A 16,900-nucleotide genomic window follows, 5' to 3' on the forward strand; every position below is an offset into this window, starting at 1 on the left:
AATGCTGGCTGTGAGTGGATTTCCGTGGCACTCGCTGGAATGAAAAAAGGAGCCGAAGCTCCTTTTTTCAACGACTTACAGACGCCAGTGGAAGTCTGTAGATCATATATTGGAGCGGGAAACGAGACTCGAACTCGCGACCTCAACCTTGGCAAGGTTGCGCTCTACCAACTGAGCTATTCCCGCGTGAGACAGAAATTATAGCAAGAAAAAATCGCCTTTCAGTGCGGCACGCGCGCAGTCGTGATCGAAGGCTGCGAAGTCGCGGGCGCCGCCGCCGGAATCGCGGCCGCGGAGGCGGCCTCTTCGTCCGTCAGCGGGGTGGGCAGCCGCTCGAGCGCGACTTCGAGCACCTTGTCGATCCACTTCACCGGCACGATCTCGAGGCCGCTCTTCACGTTCTCGGGAATCTCCTGCAGGTCCTTCGCGTTCTCTTCGGGGATCAGCACCGTCTTGATGCCGCCGCGCAGTGCCGCGAGCAGTTTCTCCTTCAGGCCGCCGATCGCGGTGACCTCGCCGCGCAGCGTGATCTCGCCGGTCATGGCAACGTCCGCGCGCACGGGGATGCCGGTCAGCGCGGACACCAGCGCCGTGGTCATCGCCGCACCCGCGCTCGGGCCGTCCTTGGGCGTCGCGCCGTCGGGCACGTGGATGTGGATGTCCTTCTTCTCGAAGACGTCGTCGCGGATGCCGAGCGAACGCGCGCGGCTGCGCACCACGGTGCGGGCGGCGTCGACCGACTCCTTCATCACGTCGCCGAGCGAGCCCGTGCGGTGGATGTTGCCCTTGCCGGGCATCAGCGCCGATTCGATCGTGAGCAGGTCGCCGCCGACTTCCGTCCACGCCAGGCCGACCACCTGGCCCACCTGGTTCTGCGCTTCGGCACGGCCGTAGCTGAACTTGCGCACGCCCAGGTATTCGTTCAGGTTTTCCGCATTGACTTCGACCTTGGGCTTGAGCTTCTTCAGCTGCAGGCCCTTGACCGTCTTGCGGCAGATCTTCGACAGCTCGCGCTCGAGCGAACGCACGCCGGCTTCGCGTGTGTAGTAGCGCACGATGTCGCGCACCGCGGCCTCGGTCACGTCGAGCTCGTTTTCCTTCACGCCGTTGTTCTTCATCTGCTTGGGCAGCAGGTAGCGCATGGCGATGTTGGTCTTCTCGTCCTCGGTGTAGCCCGAGAGGCGGATGACTTCCATGCGATCGAGCAGCGCCGCGGGTATGTTCATCGAATTCGACGTCGCCACGAACATCACGTCGGACAGGTCGAAGTCGACCTCGACGTAGTGGTCGCTGAACGTGTGGTTCTGCTCGGGGTCGAGCACTTCCAGCAGCGCCGAAGCCGGGTCACCGCGGAAGTCCTGGCCCAGCTTGTCGATCTCGTCGAGCAGGAACAGCGGATTGCGCGTGCCGACCTTCGACAGCGACTGCAGCAGCTTGCCCGGCAGCGCGCCGATGTAGGTGCGGCGGTGGCCGCGGATCTCCGCCTCGTCGCGCATGCCGCCGAGCGCCATGCGGACGTACTTGCGGCCCGTGGCCTTCGCCACCGACTGCCCCAGGGAGGTCTTGCCGACGCCCGGAGGGCCGACCAGGCACAGGATGGGCGCCTTCACCTTGTCGACGCGCTGCTGCACCGCGAGATATTCGAGGATGCGGTCCTTGACCTTCTCCAGGCCCCAGTGGTCCTCGTTCAGCACGTCTTCGGCGTACTGGAGGTCCTGCTTGATCTTGGTCTTCTTCGCCCACGGGAGGTTGGTGAGCACGTCGATGTAGTTGCGCACCACCGTCGCCTCGGCCGACATGGGCGACATGAGCTTGAGCTTCTTGAGTTCCGCGTCCGCCTTCTTCCTGGCGTCCTTGGGCATCTTCGCGGCCTTGATCTTCTTCTCGATCTCGTCGATGTCCGCGCCCTCTTCGCCCTCGCCCAGTTCCTTCTGGATGGCCTTGACCTGCTCGTTGAGGTAGAAGTCGCGCTGGTTCTTCTCCATCTGCCGCTTCACGCGGCCGCGGATGCGCTTGTCGACGTTGAGGATCTCGACCTCGCGCTCGATCTGCTCGAACAGGTTCTCCAGCCGCTCCTTGATCTCGGCCAGGTCGAGCACGATCTGCTTGTTGTCGAGCTTGAGCGGCAGGTGGGCGGCAATGGTGTCGGCGAGGCGCCCGGCATCGTCGATGCTCGCGATGGACGTGAGGATCTCGGGCGGGATCTTCTTGTTGAGCTTGACGTACTGGTCGAACTGCTGGAGCACCGCGCGGCGCAGGGCTTCGATCTCGGCGCCCTTTTCCTCGGTCTGCACGGGCACCACGGGCGAGACGGTGGCCACGAAATGCGTCGGGCCGTCCGCGATCTTGGCGACGCGGGCGCGCTGCTGGCCTTCGACCAGCACCTTCACGGTGCCGTCGGGCAGCTTGAGCATCTGCAGGATGGTCGAGATGCAGCCGACTTCGAACATGTCGGTGACGGCCGGCTCATCCTTGGCGGCGGCTTTCTGGGCCACGAGCATGATGCGCCGCTCGGCTTCCATGGCGGCCTCGAGGGCCTTGATGCTCTTGGGCCTGCCGACGAACAGCGGAATGACCATGTGCGGGAACACCACCACGTCGCGCAGGGGCAGCAGTGGCAGGTCGAGCGGGTCGGCAGGCAAGGGAGTGTGTCCGGACATGCAAATCCTTTTTATGGTGTCCAGCCCAATATGGCCGGCAATGACCCATTTTCAACCCGGCCGGACGGCCGTGGGGGCGATTCGCCCCGCCGGATCAAGCTTTTTTGGCCGCTTCGCGGTAGACCAGCAGCGGAGGCTTGTTTTCCTCGATGGTGGACTCGTCCACCACCACGCGCTCGACGTTCGAAATGTTCGGAAGCTCGAACATCGTGTCGATCAGCGACTGCTCCAGGATGGAGCGCAGGCCGCGCGCGCCGGTCTTGCGCGCCAGCGCCTTGCGCGCGATGGCCTTGAGCGCGCTCGAGCGCACTTCCAGGTCGACGCCCTCCATCGCCAGCAGCTTGGAATACTGCTTGACCATGGCGTTCTTGGGCTCGGTGAGGATCTGCACCAGGGCGTCTTCGCTGAGTTCGGCGAGCGTCGCGACCACCGGCAGGCGGCCGACCAGTTCGGGGATCAGGCCGAACTTGATCAGGTCCTCGGGCTCGACCTCGCGGAACATGTCCGTGAGGCTGCGTTCCTTCTTGCTCTTGACGTTGGCGCCGAAGCCGATGCCCGAGGCCTCGGTGCGCTGCTCGATCACCTTCTCGAGCCCGGCGAACGCCCCGCCGCAGATGAACAGGATGTTGGTCGTGTCGATCTGCAGGAAGTCCTGGTTGGGGTGCTTGCGCCCGCCCTGCGGCGGCACGCTCGCCATGGTGCCTTCGATCAGCTTCAGCAGCGCCTGCTGCACGCCCTCGCCCGACACGTCGCGCGTGATGCTGGGGTTGTCGGACTTGCGCGAGATCTTGTCGATCTCGTCGATGTAGACGATGCCGCGCTGCGCCCGCTCCACCTCGTAGTTGCAGTTCTGCAGCAGCTTCTGGATGATGTTCTCGACGTCCTCGCCCACGTAGCCGGCTTCGGTCAACGTGGTCGCGTCGGCCATGACGAAGGGCACGTCGAGCATGCGCGCGAGCGTCTGCGCCAGCAGCGTCTTGCCGCTGCCGGTGGGGCCGATCAGCAGGATGTTGCTCTTGGTGAGCTCGACCTCGTCCTTCTTGGACTTGTCCTTGTGGCGCAGGCGCTTGTAGTGGTTGTAGACCGCCACCGCGAGCGTGCGCTTCGCGGGCTCCTGGCCGATGACGTAGTTGTCGAGGTTCGCCTTGATTTCCGCCGGCGTGGGCAGGTCGCCGCGCGCTTCGCGCTGTTCATCGCCCTGGGGCAGTTCGTCGCGAATGATTTCGTTGCACAGGTCGATGCACTCGTCGCAGATGAACACCGACGGCCCGGCGATGAGCTTCTTCACCTCGTGCTGGCTCTTGCCGCAGAACGAGCAATAAAGAGTTTTCTCGCTGGATGAGCCTTTTCGGTCGGCCATGGGCAAACACCTTCTCTACGAACTTCAATGATAACCACATGGCCGGGCCCCGAACCCGGCGGGACCGTCAGGCTCTTTTCGCGATGACCTGGTCGACGATCCCGTAATCCTTGGCCTCGTCGGCCGTCAGGAAATAGTCGCGATCGGTGTCGCGCTCGATCTTCTCGAGCGACTGGCCGGTGCGGTCGGCCAGGATCTGGTTGAGCACGCCCTTCGTGCGCAGGATGTCCTTGGCGTGGATCTCGATGTCGGTCGCCTGGCCCTGCATGCCGCCGAGCGGCTGGTGGATCATGACCTTGGAGTGCGGCAATGCGAAGCGCTTGCCCTTTTCGCCGGCCGACAGGAGGAAGGCGCCCATGCTCGCGGCCATGCCGGTGCAGAGCGTCGAGACCTGCGGTTTCACGAAATTCATCGTGTCGTAGATCGCCATGCCGGCGCTCACGCTGCCGCCGGGGCTGTTGATGTACAGGTGGATGTCCTTGTCGGGGTTCTCGCTCTCCAGGAAGAGCAGCTGCGCCACGACGAGGTTGGCGGTCTGGTCGTTGACCGGGCCGACGAGGAAGATCACCCGTTCGCGCAGCAGGCGCGAATAGATGTCGTAGGACCGCTCGCCCCGGCCGGACTGCTCGATGACGATCGGCACCATGCCGAGGGCTTGGGTATCAAGTGCGCTCATGAAAGGGTGACTCCGGGCTATGCCTGACTTTATCTCGAACGCAGATGGGGCGGGGGCGGGATCTTGCAACCCCACCCCGGCCGGGGTCAGGCTTGCGCCTGCGGGCCCATCAGCTCGTCGAACGACACCGACTTTTCGGTGACCTTGGCCTTGGACAGGACGTAGTCGGTGACGTTGTTCTCGATGACGATGGCCTCGACCTCCGCCATGCGGCGGTTGTCGCCGTAGTACCAGCGCACGACCTCTTGCGGACGCTCGTAGCTCGCGGCGAGTTCCTCGATGTGCGACTTGATCTGCTCCGGCTTGGCGGCCAGCTCGCTCGTGCGGACGAGTTCGGCGACCACGAGGCCCAGGCGCACGCGGCGCTCGGCCTGCTCGCGGAAGATCTCCTCGGGGATCGGGGCCTTGTCGGCATCCTTCACGCCGCGCTGCTTCAGGTCGGCGCGCGCGCCCTCGACCATGCGGTCGATCTCGTTCTGGACGATGGACCGGGGCAGGTCCAGCTCGGCCTTGGACACCAGCGCGTCCATGACGGCCTGCTTGTTCTTCGCCAGCAGGCGGAACTTGACCTCGCGCTCGAGGTTCTTCTTGATGTCGGCGCGCAGGCCGTCGATGCTCGCATCGGCGATGCCGAGGGACTTGGCGAAGCCTTCGTCGACCTCGGGCAGGTTCGACGCCTCGATCTTCTTGACGGTGACCATGAAGTCGGCGGTCTTGCCCGCGACGTCCTTGCCGTGATAGTCCTCGGGGAAGGCGAGCTGGAAGGTCTTGCTCTCGCCGATCTTCATGCCGCGCACGGCTTCCTCGAACTCCTTGAGCATCTGGCCTTCGCCGACGTTGAACTGGAAGTCCTCGGCCTTGCCGCCCTGGAAGGGCTCGCCGTCGATCTTGCCCTCGAAGTCGACCGTGACGCGGTCGCCGTCCGACGCCGCGCCGTCCTGCGGGCGCTGCTGGAAGGTGCGGCGCTGCTTGCGCAGGATCTCGAGCGTCTTGTCGATGGCGGCGTCGCTCACCTCGGTGGAGAGCTTCTCGACTTCGGCCGTGGCGAGGTCGCCGATCTTCACTTCGGGATAGACCTCGAACACCGCGTCGAACTCGAGCTGGCCCTCGGCCGCGCCTTCCTTCTCGGTGATCTTGGGCTGGCCGGCGACGCGCAGCTTCGCCTCGTTGGCAGCCTGCGAGAAGGCCTCGCCGATCTTGTCGTTCATCACTTCGTAGTGAACGGAGTAGCCGTAGCGCTGCTGCACCACGGACATCGGCACCTTGCCGGGACGGAAGCCGTCCATCTTGACGGTGCGGGCCAGCTTCTTCAGCCGGGAATCGACTTCCGTCTGGATGACGCCGACAGGCAGCGACAGGACGATCTTGCGTTCCAGCTTCTCGAGGGTTTCAACGTTCACGGCCATGTTCATCTCTCTTGGGGTCTCTTCGTTGGTGCGCGGGGTCGGACTCGAACCGACACGCCCGTGAAGGCGTCAGGACCTAAACCTGGTGCGTCTACCAATTTCGCCACCCGCGCCTTGTCCTGATTGCTCTGATTGCTCTCAAAGTCAAAGCGGGCGCACCACGAGGCGGCCCGCTCGAATCCGGTCAGCCCTAGATTCTAAACCGCCTGACGTTTCACCCGGAACCACGCCGCGTACATCGCCGGCAAAGCGAGCAGCGTCAGCACCGTCGCCACGATCAGCCCGCCCATGATCGCCACGGCCATCGGACCCCAGAACACCGAGCGCGACAGCGGAATCATCGCGAGCACGGCCGCGGCCGCAGTCAGCACGATCGGCCGCAAGCGCCGCACGGCCGACTCCACGATCGCGTCCCACGCCGGCACGCCCCGCGCCCGGTCCTGCTCGATCTGGTCGATCAGGATCACGGAATTGCGCTGGATCATTCCCATCAGCGCGATCACGCCAAGCAGCGCGACGAAGCCGAAGGGCCGGTCGAGCACCAGGAGCGCCGCCGCGACACCGGCGATGCCGAGCGGCCCCGTGATGAACACGAGCAGCGCGCGGCTGAAGCTCTGCAGCTGGAGCATGAGCAGCGTGAAGACGAGGAACAGCATGATCGGGATGCCGGCGGAGATCGACGACGACCCCTTGCTGCTCTCCTCCACCGCGCCCGCCACGTTGAGCTTGTAGCCGGCGGGCCATTTCGCTTCGAGCGCCTTGAGTTTCGGCAGCAGCTCGCCGCTCACCGTCGCGCCCTGCATGCCGTCGACCACGTCGGATTGCACGGTGATCGCATACGTGCGTCCTTCGCGCCACATCACGCCGGGCTCCCATGTGAAGCTCGGCTTCGCAATCTGGGCCAGCGGAATCGACCGGCCGCTCGCCGTCGGCAGGTAGCCGTTCGCGATGTCGGTGATGGCATTTCGCTCGTCGGCCGGCTGGCGCAGCACGATGTCGATGAGCTTGTCGCCTTCGCGGAACTGGCCGATGGCCGAGCCCTGCAGATTCGTCCGGCTCGCCTGCGCGATCGACTGGCTGGTGACGCCGAGCGCGCGCGCCTTGGCCTGGTCGATCTCCAGCCGGAGCACTTTCACCGCCTCGTTCCAGTTGTCGTTGACGCCGCGCGTGTGGGGGCTCGCGCGCATCGCGGCCTTCACTTCGTCGGCGCGCTCGCGCAACACGGCGGGGTCGGGGCCGACCACGCGGAACATGACGGGGAACGGGACGGGCGGGCCGTTGGGCAGCAGCGTCACCCGGCCGCGCACTTCGGGGAATTCCTGCGCAAGCAGGCCGGGCAGCTTCCTGCGCAAGGTCTCGCGCGTCGCCAGGTCCTTCGGCATCACGATGAGTTGCGACACGTTGGTCTGCGGGAACACCTGGTCGAGCGGCAGGTAGAAGCGCGGCACGCCGGAGCCGATCCAGGTGCTGACGGCCGTCACGCCGGCTTCCTTCGCCAGCCGCTTCTCGACGCGCTTCGCGATGTCCTCGTTCGCGGCGAAGGACGTTCCTTCGGGCGACCACAGGGCCACCAGGACTTCGGGCCGGCTGGAGTCGGGAAAGAACTGCTGCTGCACTTTGCCCATGCCGACGATGCCGAGCGCGAACGTGGCGACCGTCGCGCCGATGGTGATCCAGCGATGCCGCACGCACCAGTCGACCGCGCGCCGGAAGCCCCGATAGAACGGCGTGTCGAAGTGCTCTTCGTGCTCGCCCGACACCGGCTTGGCTTTCAGCAGCAGCGTGCCGAGATAGGGCACGAAGTACACCGACACGAGCCACGACAGCACGAGCGCGATGACGGTCACCGCGAAGATCGCGTACGTGTATTCGCCGACGGTGGACTTCGCCATGCCGATCGGCAGGAAGCCCGCCGCCGTGATGAGCGTGCCGGTGAGCATGGGCATGGCCGTCACTTCGTAGGCGAAGGTGGCGGCGCGGACCTTGTCGTAGCCCTCTTCCATCTTCCGCACCATCATCTCGACCGCGATGATCGCGTCGTCCACCAGCAGGCCCAGCGCGATGATGAGCGAGCCGAGCGAGATCTTGTGCAGGCCGATGTTCCAGTAGTCCATCGCGAGGAAGGTCACCGCGAGCACGAGCGGGATCGTGATGCCGACGACCAGGCCCGGGCGCATGTCGATGGTCCAGCGCTTCCAGATCGGCAGCGACGCCGCATCGGGCCGCTTGTGGAAGCCGAGCGCAATGAAGCTCACCGCGAGCACGATTACCACGGCTTCGATCAGGACGCGCACGAATTCATTGACCGAGGTCGCGACCGCGCGCGGCTGGTCCTGGATCTGCACGAGGCGGATGCCGGCGGGCAGGCCGTCGTCGATGCGGTTCGTGGCCGCCTTCAGCGAGTGGCCGAGCCGGATGATGTCGCCGCCCTTGGCCATCGACACGCCGAGGCCGATGACCTCCTTCCCGCCGTGGCGCACCTTCACGAGCGGCGGGTCGACGTAGCCGCGCTTCACCTCGGCGAGGTCGCCCAGCGTCAGCTGGCTGCCCGTGCTGCCGCGGATCGGCATGGCGCGCAACTGCTCGATGGCCTGGAACTGCCCGCCCACGCGCACCTGCACGACGTCGAGCGGCGTCTGCACCGCGCCGGCGGATTCCACCGCGTTCTGCTGGCCGAGCTGCGCAATCACCTGGTTCATGTCCAGGCCGAGTTGCGACAGGCGCTTCTGCGAAATCTCGACGTAGAGCTTCTCGTCCTGCACGCCGAAGAGCTCCACTTTCGCGACGTCGGGCACGCGCAGCAGCTGCTGCCGCGCGTCGTCGGCGAAGGTCTTGACCTCGGCATAGCCGAAGCCCGCGTCGGCTTCGAGCGCGTAGATCACGCCGTACACGTCGCCGAATTCGTCGTTGAAGAACGGACCCTGGATGCCCTGCGGCAGGGTCAGGCGCATGTCGCCGATCTTCTTGCGCACCGTGTACCAGACGTTGGGCACCTCGGCGGCCTTCGACGAGTCCTTGATCTGGAAAATGATCTGCGACTCGCCCGGCTTGGAATAGCTGCGGATCACGTCCGCGTACGGCACTTCCTGCAGCGTGCGCTCGATCTTGTCGGTCACCTGCTCGGCGACTTGCTGCGCGGTCGCGCCGGGCCAGTAGGTGCGCACGACCATCGCGCGGAAGGTGAACGGCGGGTCTTCGTCCTGCCCGAGCTGGAAGTACGTGGCGATGCCCAGCACCATCAGCACGACCATCAGGTAGCGCGTGAGCGCCGGGTGCTCCAGCGCCCAGCGGGACAGATTGAAACGCTCGGCGCTCATGGGCGAACTCTCCGCGCGGCGCAGCGCCGGGATGCGGGCCGGCGGCTCATTGGGTCACCACGTTCACGGGGCCTTGCCAGAGCGTGACCTTCTGCCCGGGCGAGAGCACGTGCACGCCGGCCGACACCACCAGCATGCCGGGCGCCAGGCCGCCGCCGATGACCGCTTCGTTGCCGTCGGCGGTGGCGACCTGCACGGGCTGCAGCCTGACGGTCATCGTGCCCTTGTCGACCACCCAGACGGCGCTGCCCTTGCCTTCCTGCTTCAGCGCGCTCGTCGGCACCTTGATGACCTGCGGACCCGCGGCGCCTTGCGCCTGCGGCACGACCGTGACCGTTGCGCCGAGCGGCGGCTGCGCCTTCGCGTCGAGCGCAACCTTCACCGCGTACGTGCGCGTGACGGGGTCGGCGCTGGCCGCCACTTCGCGAATCTTGCCCGTGACCGTCTGGCCGGCCGCCCAGGCGCGTACCGTCACGTCGGTGCCCGTTCGCAGCGCAACCACCCGGTCCTCGGGCACCGAGAACACCACGTCGCGCACGCCGTCCTGCGCGATGCGCACGACCGTCGTGCCGGCATTCACCACCTGCCCGGGCTCGGCCTCGACCGCCGTGACGACGCCCGACACGTCGGCCACGAGGTTCGCGTAGCGCGCCTGGTTGCCTTGCGCGGCAAGCTGCGCCTGCGCCTGGTCGAGCTGCGCCTGCGCGGCCTTGAGCGTGCTCTCGCGGCGCTCGAGTTCGGCGCCGCTGATGAAGTTCTGCTCGCGCAGCGTGACGAAGCGCTTGTGGTCCGCCGCCGCGAGATCGCGGTTGGTCGAGGCCGCGGCCACCTGCGCGCGCGCCGCGTCCGTGGCGAGGCGCAGGTCCTGCGGATCGAGTTGCGCGAGCACCTGCCCGGCTTTGACGTGCTGGCCGGGCTCGGCCTGCCGCCGGATGATCTTGCCGCCGACGCGAAAGCCCAGCCGCGACTCGACGCGCGGGCGGACTTCGCCAGAGTATTCGTGGCTGGCCTGGACGCCGGACAGCCCGACGGTGAGCACCTTCACGGCACGGACCGGCTCCGGCGCGGGTTCGTGCTTCGCGCACCCGGCCAGCAGGAAAGCGGCGACAACAGCGCCGACGGGCAGCAAGGCCCTGTAGCTCGACATTTCTTTTTCCCTCCGCCAGTTCGTTAATGACTGACTGGTTAGTAATCTATGGGATCACCCGCGGGACTGTCAAGCGACAATCGAGCCCGTCCATGCCCGCCCATCCTTTTCGTGAATCCGCCGACGCGTTGCTGCGCGAGGTTTCGCGATCTTTCTACTTATCCGTTCGCATGCTTCCGCGCGCGTTGCGGGCACCTATCGGCCTGGCCTATCTGTTGGCTCGCGCGACGGACACCGTCGCGGACACGGCTTCGGCGCCTGTCGAGCGCCGCATCGAACTGCTGTCGAGCCTGGGTGAAGCGATCGCTTCCGGCCAGGGGTCGAATGCCCTCTTCGCCGACCTCGAAACATTCGCGGCCTCGCAATCGCATGCCGGCGAACGGCGCCTGATGCTGCGCGTGCGTGAGTGCCTATCGGCGCTCGATGCAACCGCCGAGGCCGATGCACACGACATCCGCGCCGTGCTCTCGCACATCGTTCACGGACAGTCGCTCGACCTCGAACGGCCGATCGTCCCCGATGCCGCCGCGCTGCGCGAGTACGCCTACCTCGTCGCGGGCTCGGTCGGCGAGTTCTGGACGGATCTGTGCGAACGCCACCTGGCCGATTTCGCGAACCGGCCGGCATGGCAGATGCGCGCGTTCGGCCGCTCGTTCGGCTGCGCATTGCAGCTCGTGAACATCGTGCGGGACGCGGGAGAGGACTTGCGCAACGGGCGCTGCTACTTTCCCGCGAGCGAACTCGCCGCGGCCGGCTTCGAGGCAGCGCACTTCGAGGTGGCGGCCGCCGTCCTCGCCGACACCCCGCGCTTCATGCCCGTCTGGTGGCACTGGCAGGACGAAGCCGCCGAAGGACTCGCCGACGGCCTGACCTATGCGCAGGCCGTCAACTCGCGCCGCGTGCGCGCGGCCGTCGCGCTGCCGGCGATCCTCGGCCAGCGCACGCTGTCGCGCGTCCGCGCTGCGGGCCCCTCGGCGCTGAACGTCAAGGTCAAGGTGCCGCGCAGCGAGGTACGCGCTCTCCTCTTTCGAATGCTGATCGGCCTGGCCGGCCGCTCGACCGTGAGGTCGCAAGGGTCGCAAGGGTCGCAATGGGACAATCGCGGCCGATGACGCCACAACAGTATGTCCAGGAGAAAGCGGCCGCGTCGGGCAGCAGCTTCTACTACGCGTTCCTCTTCCTGCCGCCGCCACGCCGCGCGGCGATCACCGCGTTCTATGCGTTCTGCCGCGAGGTCGACGACGTGGTGGACGAGACGAAGGAAGCCGACGTCGCGCAGCGCAAACTCGCGTGGTGGGACACGGAAGTCGATGCCGCCTTCACGGGCCAACCCACGCACCCGGTGATGCAGGCGCTCATGCCCTGCGCCGCCGAGTTCGGCATCGAGGCCGCGCACTTGCACGCCATCGTGCGTGGCTGCCGCATGGACCTGGAGCAGACGCGTTATCTCGACTACGCCGGCCTGCAGCGCTACTGCCACCTGGTCGCCGGCGTGGTGGGCGAGGTCTCGGCGCGCATCTTCGGCCAGACGCAATCGCGGACGACCGACTATGCACACAAGCTCGGCGAAGCGCTGCAGCTCACCAACATCATCCGCGACGTCGGCGAGGACGCGCGCCGAGGACGCATCTACCTGCCCGTCAACGAACTGCAGCAGTTCGACGTCAAGGCGCACGAGATCCTGAAGGGCGACTACTCGGATCGATTCGTCGCGCTGATGCGCTTCCAGGCGCAGCGCGCGCATGGCCTCTACGACGAGGCGCTGGCCCTGCTGCCCGCCGAAGACCGCCGCGCGCAGAAGCCGGGGCTCATGATGGCGAGCATCTATCGCACCCTGCTGCGGGAGATCGAAGGCGAGCAGTTCCGCGTGCTGCACCAGCGCATCAGCCTCACGCCGGTGCGCAAGCTGTGGCTGGCGTGGAAGGTGCAGGCGCTCGGCCGGATGTGATGCGCCGCGGGCGCGCGGCTACTTCAGCAGCTCGCACAACTCCGTGAGGTTCGCGAGCGTCGCATGGGGCTGCTGCTCGTGCGGCCACAGATGGTCGCTGCGGTTGATCCACGCCGCCTGCATGCCCGCGTTGAGCGCGCCCAGCGCATCGAGCGTCGCGTCGTCGCCCACGTGCAGCACGGCCTCCGGCATGACCTCGACCGCGCCTGCGGCCGCGTGGAAGATGCGCGGATCGGGCTTGCCCACGCCGAACTCGCGCGCGGTGATGGCGGCCACGAAGTGCGACGCGATGCCGACGCGATGCAGGTCGGCGTTGCCGTTCGACAGGCTCACCAGCGGATAACGCGCCGCCAGGAATTCGAGCGCGGGCAGCGCGTCGTCGAACAGCGTCACGCGCTGGCGTTCGGCGAAGAAGACCTCGAAGGCTTCGTCGGCCATCAGCGGATTCTCGCCCGCGCGGTACAGCGCGAGCCGGATCGACTCGCGGCGCAACGCGCTCAGGTCGTGCTTGAGCTCCGGCTTCGACGCATACATGTAGTCGCGAATTTCGCGCAGCGCGGCCGGGCTCGAAAACAGCGCCGCGGCCATCGGCGCGTGCTCGGTCAGCCAGTCGTGCAACGCCTTCTCGGCACGCTCGATCGTGGGCCAGATCGGCCACAGGGTGTCGTCGAGGTCGAGCGAGATGGCCCTGATTTTGGCGACGTCGAGCATGCGGCGAGAATAACCCAATGCCCTCGACTTCCACGACGGACGCTGTACGAAGCGCCGTTCTCTATTGCAATCTCGGCACGCCCGACGAACCCACGCCCGGCGCCGTGCGCCGCTACCTCGCCGAATTCCTCGCCGATCCTCGCGTGGTGGAAATTCCGCGAGCGCTGTGGTTGCCGCTGCTGTATGGCGTCATCCTTCCATTGCGCGCGTCGAAGTCCGCGGCCAAGTACCGAAGCATCTGGCTGCCCGAAGGCTCGCCGCTGCAGGTGTGGACCCAGCGGCAGGCGCTGCGTCTGCAAGGCTGGCTCGGTGAAAAGGGGCACCGCGTGAAGGTGGTTCATGCGATGCGCTACGGCAAACCGTCGATCGCATCGCAGCTCGATGCGCTGATGGCTTCGGGTGTGACGCGCATCGTCGTGCTGACCGCTTATCCGCAGTATTCGGCGACAACCGTCGCAAGCGTGATCGACGCGGTGTCCGACTGGACCGCGCGCCAACGCAAGCTCCCGGAGCTGCGCTTCGTGAACAGCTATCACGACGATCCGGGCTACATCGAGGCGCTGCAGCGCCGCATCGAACGGCATTGGCGCGAGAACGGCCGCGCCGAGCATCTCGTCATGAGTTTTCACGGCATCCCCGAGCGCTGCGTGAACCACGGCGACCCCTATCTCGACGAATGCAAGCGCACGGCGCAGAAGCTCGCGATGCGGCTGAACCTCGACGACGCCGCCTGGTCGATGACGTTCCAGTCGCGATTCGGCAAGGCGAAATGGCTCGAACCGTATACCGAGCCGACGGTGCAGCAGCTTGCAAGGCGCGGCGTGAAGCGGCTCGACATCGTGTGTCCCGGCTTCCCGGCGGATTGCCTGGAGACGCTGGAGGAGATCGCGATGGAAGTGCGCGATGCGTTCATCGCAGCGGGCGGGAAGGACTTCCGCTACATCCCCTGCCTGAACGACGACGCTGCGTGGATCGCGGCACTGGGCGGCATCGCGGCAGGCGCCCTTCCGCGCGGGGCCTGACCTAGACGAACGTCCGCTGGTCGGACGGCGCGACGTCGATGACGATGCGTTCATGTTCCGCATCGGGTTCCCCCTCTGGTCCGCCGCAGCCCTCGTCGCCGCGTCGACATCGGGCAACGGCATCGACGCTCGACTTGCACTCGCCGATTCGGCGACGGCCCCCCGCATGCCGCCGCCCGATGCGGCCCTGGACGAAGAGCCCCCCGCAGGCGCCATCGACCCGTTCCTCTCCGACGCCGTCGGGGACGCCATCGAGGACGGCGTCACGCACTTCTACTTCACCAGCCTTCATGGCGACTCGGAGAACCTGCCCATCATGGCGGAGCTGGCGCAGACCCTGAAAAGCCTGGGTCGCGAGTTCGTCGTCTGCCGGGAAATGTCTCCGAGCTATCCGCGATACTGGGACGTTCATGCCGGCAACATCGCCGCGCCGCATCTGCGCGCGGACGCGTCGCGCTGGATGGCGGAGTTGATTGCCGAATTCCCGGAGCTGATGGAGCCGACGGCGGCGGCCCGATTCCAGGAAGCGCTGGCCGGACCCGAAGCGACGCCGTGCGCCCTGCGCCTGCACGTGCCTTCTCAGGACATGGCACGCCTGATCGAAGGTCGGATGGTCGCGCCGGGAAGACCCGGCCAGGACGTGATCTATCTCGCCGATGTCGGCGCCAACCATGGCCTGGCCGTGCGCTTCGACCAGGAAACGTTCTGGCGACCCTGGCGCCCCGAGAACGGCAAGTCTCCGTACGCGCTCGAATCCAAGGACGGCGACTCTTTCAATGCCAACTACGATGCCTTCCGCCGACGCCACGCCGCGGCGCCCGGCAGCGTCGCGGTCATCGTGAGCAGCCAGTGCCTGTCCAATTCAAAATTCTCCGCCGACGAAGTCCTGCCCTATTTCGTGGAGGAAGGGTTTGCCGTCGCGCAGGGCCCTTTCAACCGGAACGCGAGCATCGCGCTGATCGTGCCCGAGACCAATGTGGCAAGACTGCAAGGCCTCGCCGCCCGTCGCGCCGGCGCAGTCGAACTCGATGGCGCCGGCTCCTCCGCAAAGGGATGTCCACCCGCCCGGTATCCGCGTGCGATTCGCCGCTTCGTCGGCTCGCTCGTGTCCGCGCAGGGCGTCGAGAAGATCTTCGTCGCGCGCCACGGCACCGCGCGGACCGTGCCGCTCGTGACCGAAGCCCTGCGGGGCGCCGTCGACACGCGGCCGGTCGGCAACGTGGCTTCGGTCGCCTTCTACTGCGCGCAAAGCGCCGACTTCGAAGCGACGTACGCGGGTTGGGCGTCGACGATCGACCGCCGTCTTTCGCTCACCCGTCGCCTGGCCTGGGAAATGCTGGATGGCGGCGTGCTCGACCCGTCGCAGGAACGGCGGTTCGGCCAGGCCATGGCGTTCCACAAGGTCGCACCGCAAAGCCTGCGATTCGCCTCCGACGGCGCGGACGATGTCGAAACCCTGTTGTCCGATTCACGGCTCGCCGTCGCGAGTTTCGGCCACGCGCTCGCCGTGGAAGCGTTCGCGCTCGCAAGCGCGCGCGGCGTGCCCGCGCTGCTGCTGCTCGAAGCGGACGACGTGCCGGCGTCGCTGCCGGCATGCGGCGACTGCAAGTACGTCGTTCTGCCCTTGATGGATTCCACGGCGCTGGCGATCTTCAATTCGCCGGCCGGCCGGACGCTTGCGCCGCTGGGCGCGTCTCCAGCCGCGGATCGCCCGGAGCTGTAGCCTCGGCGAAGGGTCAGGCCGCGGTCTTCTCGGCCGGCACGCGATCGCATCGCTCGATGAACGCGCTCACCAGTTCGAGTTGCTCCGGCACGTTCAACGCCGGCGCATGCCCGCAGCCGGCGATCTCGACGACGCGCGTCAGACCCAGTAACCCCGGCCCGCGCTGCATCATCTCCTCCACCGAATCCTTCAGCACGAGGTCGGATTCCGCACCGCGCAGCACGAGCACCGGCACGCGGATCGCGTCGTAGTCGTCCCACAGTTCGTAGTCGTCGGGATGGTCGACGAACTGCCGCACCATCGCGGGGTCGTAGTGCGGCGTGATGCGGCCGTCGGGGAGGCGCCGCGCCGACGTCTCCGCCATGCGCCGCCACTGCTGTTCGCTCAGCCAGCCGAAGGGCTTGTACACCTGCCGGAAGAACGCTTCGAGCTGCGCCATCGTGTCGAACGCCGGCGGATTGCCCGCGTAGGCGCGGATGCGGTCGATGGCCGCGGCTGCGAGCCGGGGCGAGTTGTCGTTCAGCACGAGGCTGAGGATGCGGCCCTTGAGCCGCGGCTCGACGAGGCCACCCGCGCACACGGTGCCGATCGACCCGCCCATCGAGGTGCCGACCCAGTGCGCCTGTCCGATGCCCAGCGCATCGAGCAGGTCCGCCGCGATGCGCGCATAGAACGAGAGCTGGTATTCGTTGCCCGGGTCGGGGCTCCACTGGCTGAAGCCGCGCCCGATCGTGTCGGGGCAGATCACCCGAAAGCCGCGGCGTGCGAGCCAGTCGCCGAGTTCGTCCATGTCGCGGCCCGTTCGCGCGAGGCCGTGCCACGCGACGACGGCGCGCCCGTTGGCCGCGCCCCACTCGGTGTAGTGGATTTCGCGCCCGGCGCAGGTGACGTAGTGGGATGCGGGGGACATGTCGATTGCCTTTTCCTTGC

Annotated in this window: 12 protein-coding genes and 2 tRNA genes; 4 read left to right on the forward strand and 10 right to left on the reverse strand. The window is 66.8% G+C overall.

The window, feature by feature from the left end:
• Window positions 1-110: 110 nt before the first annotated feature.
• From AB7E83_RS22830 to AB7E83_RS22865, 8 genes are all read right to left on the reverse strand, one after another.
• Window positions 111-186: transfer RNA gene (locus AB7E83_RS22830), tRNA-Gly, on the reverse strand.
• 35 nt (window positions 187-221) lie between these two features.
• On the reverse strand, window positions 222-2,660 hold the full coding sequence (gene lon, locus AB7E83_RS22835) for an endopeptidase La (RefSeq protein ID WP_428573124.1): 2,439 nt from the start codon (window positions 2,658-2,660) through the stop codon (window positions 222-224).
• A gap of 94 nt (window positions 2,661-2,754) precedes the next feature.
• A complete protein-coding gene (gene clpX, locus AB7E83_RS22840; RefSeq protein WP_428573125.1) occupies window positions 2,755-4,020 on the reverse strand; it encodes an ATP-dependent Clp protease ATP-binding subunit ClpX in 1,266 nt (421 codons plus the stop codon).
• Window positions 4,021-4,087: 67 nt separating this feature from the next.
• A complete protein-coding gene (gene clpP / locus AB7E83_RS22845; RefSeq protein WP_428573126.1) occupies window positions 4,088-4,696 on the reverse strand; it encodes an ATP-dependent Clp endopeptidase proteolytic subunit ClpP in 609 nt (202 codons plus the stop codon).
• A gap of 86 nt (window positions 4,697-4,782) precedes the next feature.
• On the reverse strand, window positions 4,783-6,102 hold the full coding sequence (tig, locus tag AB7E83_RS22850) for a trigger factor (RefSeq protein ID WP_428573127.1): 1,320 nt from the start codon (window positions 6,100-6,102) through the stop codon (window positions 4,783-4,785).
• A 26-nt stretch (window positions 6,103-6,128) separates the two neighbouring features.
• Window positions 6,129-6,215: transfer RNA gene (locus tag AB7E83_RS22855), tRNA-Leu, on the reverse strand.
• 84 nt (window positions 6,216-6,299) lie between these two features.
• Window positions 6,300-9,419: an efflux RND transporter permease subunit gene (locus tag AB7E83_RS22860; RefSeq protein WP_428573128.1), complete on the reverse strand. Its 3,120-nt coding sequence runs from the start codon at window positions 9,417-9,419 to the stop codon at window positions 6,300-6,302.
• 46 nt (window positions 9,420-9,465) lie between these two features.
• Window positions 9,466-10,566 carry an efflux RND transporter periplasmic adaptor subunit gene (locus AB7E83_RS22865; RefSeq protein WP_428573129.1) on the reverse strand — a complete coding sequence of 367 codons (1,101 nt, stop codon included), beginning with the start codon at window positions 10,564-10,566 and terminating at the stop codon, window positions 9,466-9,468.
• 92 nt (window positions 10,567-10,658) lie between these two features.
• On the opposite strand from AB7E83_RS22865, the gene AB7E83_RS22870 reads away from it, so the two are divergent.
• Together AB7E83_RS22870 and hpnD are read left to right on the forward strand one after the other, a co-directional pair.
• Window positions 10,659-11,678: a phytoene/squalene synthase family protein gene (locus AB7E83_RS22870; protein WP_428573130.1), complete on the forward strand. Its 1,020-nt coding sequence runs from the start codon at window positions 10,659-10,661 to the stop codon at window positions 11,676-11,678.
• Entirely contained in the window at window positions 11,675-12,514 is an 840-nt protein-coding gene (hpnD, locus tag AB7E83_RS22875; protein ID WP_428573131.1) for a presqualene diphosphate synthase HpnD, read from the forward strand. The genes AB7E83_RS22870 and hpnD overlap by 4 nt, the downstream gene beginning before the upstream one ends.
• A gap of 18 nt (window positions 12,515-12,532) precedes the next feature.
• Here the strand turns inward: hpnD and AB7E83_RS22880 are convergent, their stop codons facing one another.
• Window positions 12,533-13,225, reverse strand: coding sequence for an HAD family hydrolase (locus AB7E83_RS22880; protein WP_428573132.1), 693 nt, complete (start codon window positions 13,223-13,225; stop codon window positions 12,533-12,535).
• Window positions 13,226-13,242: 17 nt separating this feature from the next.
• Here AB7E83_RS22880 and hemH point away from each other — a divergent pair, with 17 nt between their 5' ends.
• Both hemH and AB7E83_RS22890 read left to right on the forward strand, forming a co-directional pair.
• On the forward strand, window positions 13,243-14,247 hold the full coding sequence (gene hemH, locus AB7E83_RS22885; protein WP_428573133.1) for a ferrochelatase: 1,005 nt from the start codon (window positions 13,243-13,245) through the stop codon (window positions 14,245-14,247).
• A 52-nt stretch (window positions 14,248-14,299) separates the two neighbouring features.
• Window positions 14,300-15,970 (forward strand): hypothetical protein, encoded by a 1,671-nt coding sequence (locus AB7E83_RS22890; RefSeq protein WP_428573134.1) that lies wholly within the window; start codon window positions 14,300-14,302, stop codon window positions 15,968-15,970.
• 13 nt (window positions 15,971-15,983) lie between these two features.
• On the opposite strand, the gene AB7E83_RS22895 is transcribed toward AB7E83_RS22890, so the two are convergent.
• A complete protein-coding gene (locus AB7E83_RS22895; RefSeq protein ID WP_428573135.1) occupies window positions 15,984-16,880 on the reverse strand; it encodes an alpha/beta fold hydrolase in 897 nt (298 codons plus the stop codon).
• Window positions 16,881-16,900: the final 20 nt, after the last annotated feature.

Origin of the sequence: Ramlibacter sp., from assembly GCF_050250995.1 — a bacterium.
Taxonomy (GTDB): Bacteria; Pseudomonadota; Gammaproteobacteria; order Burkholderiales; family Burkholderiaceae_C; genus Ramlibacter.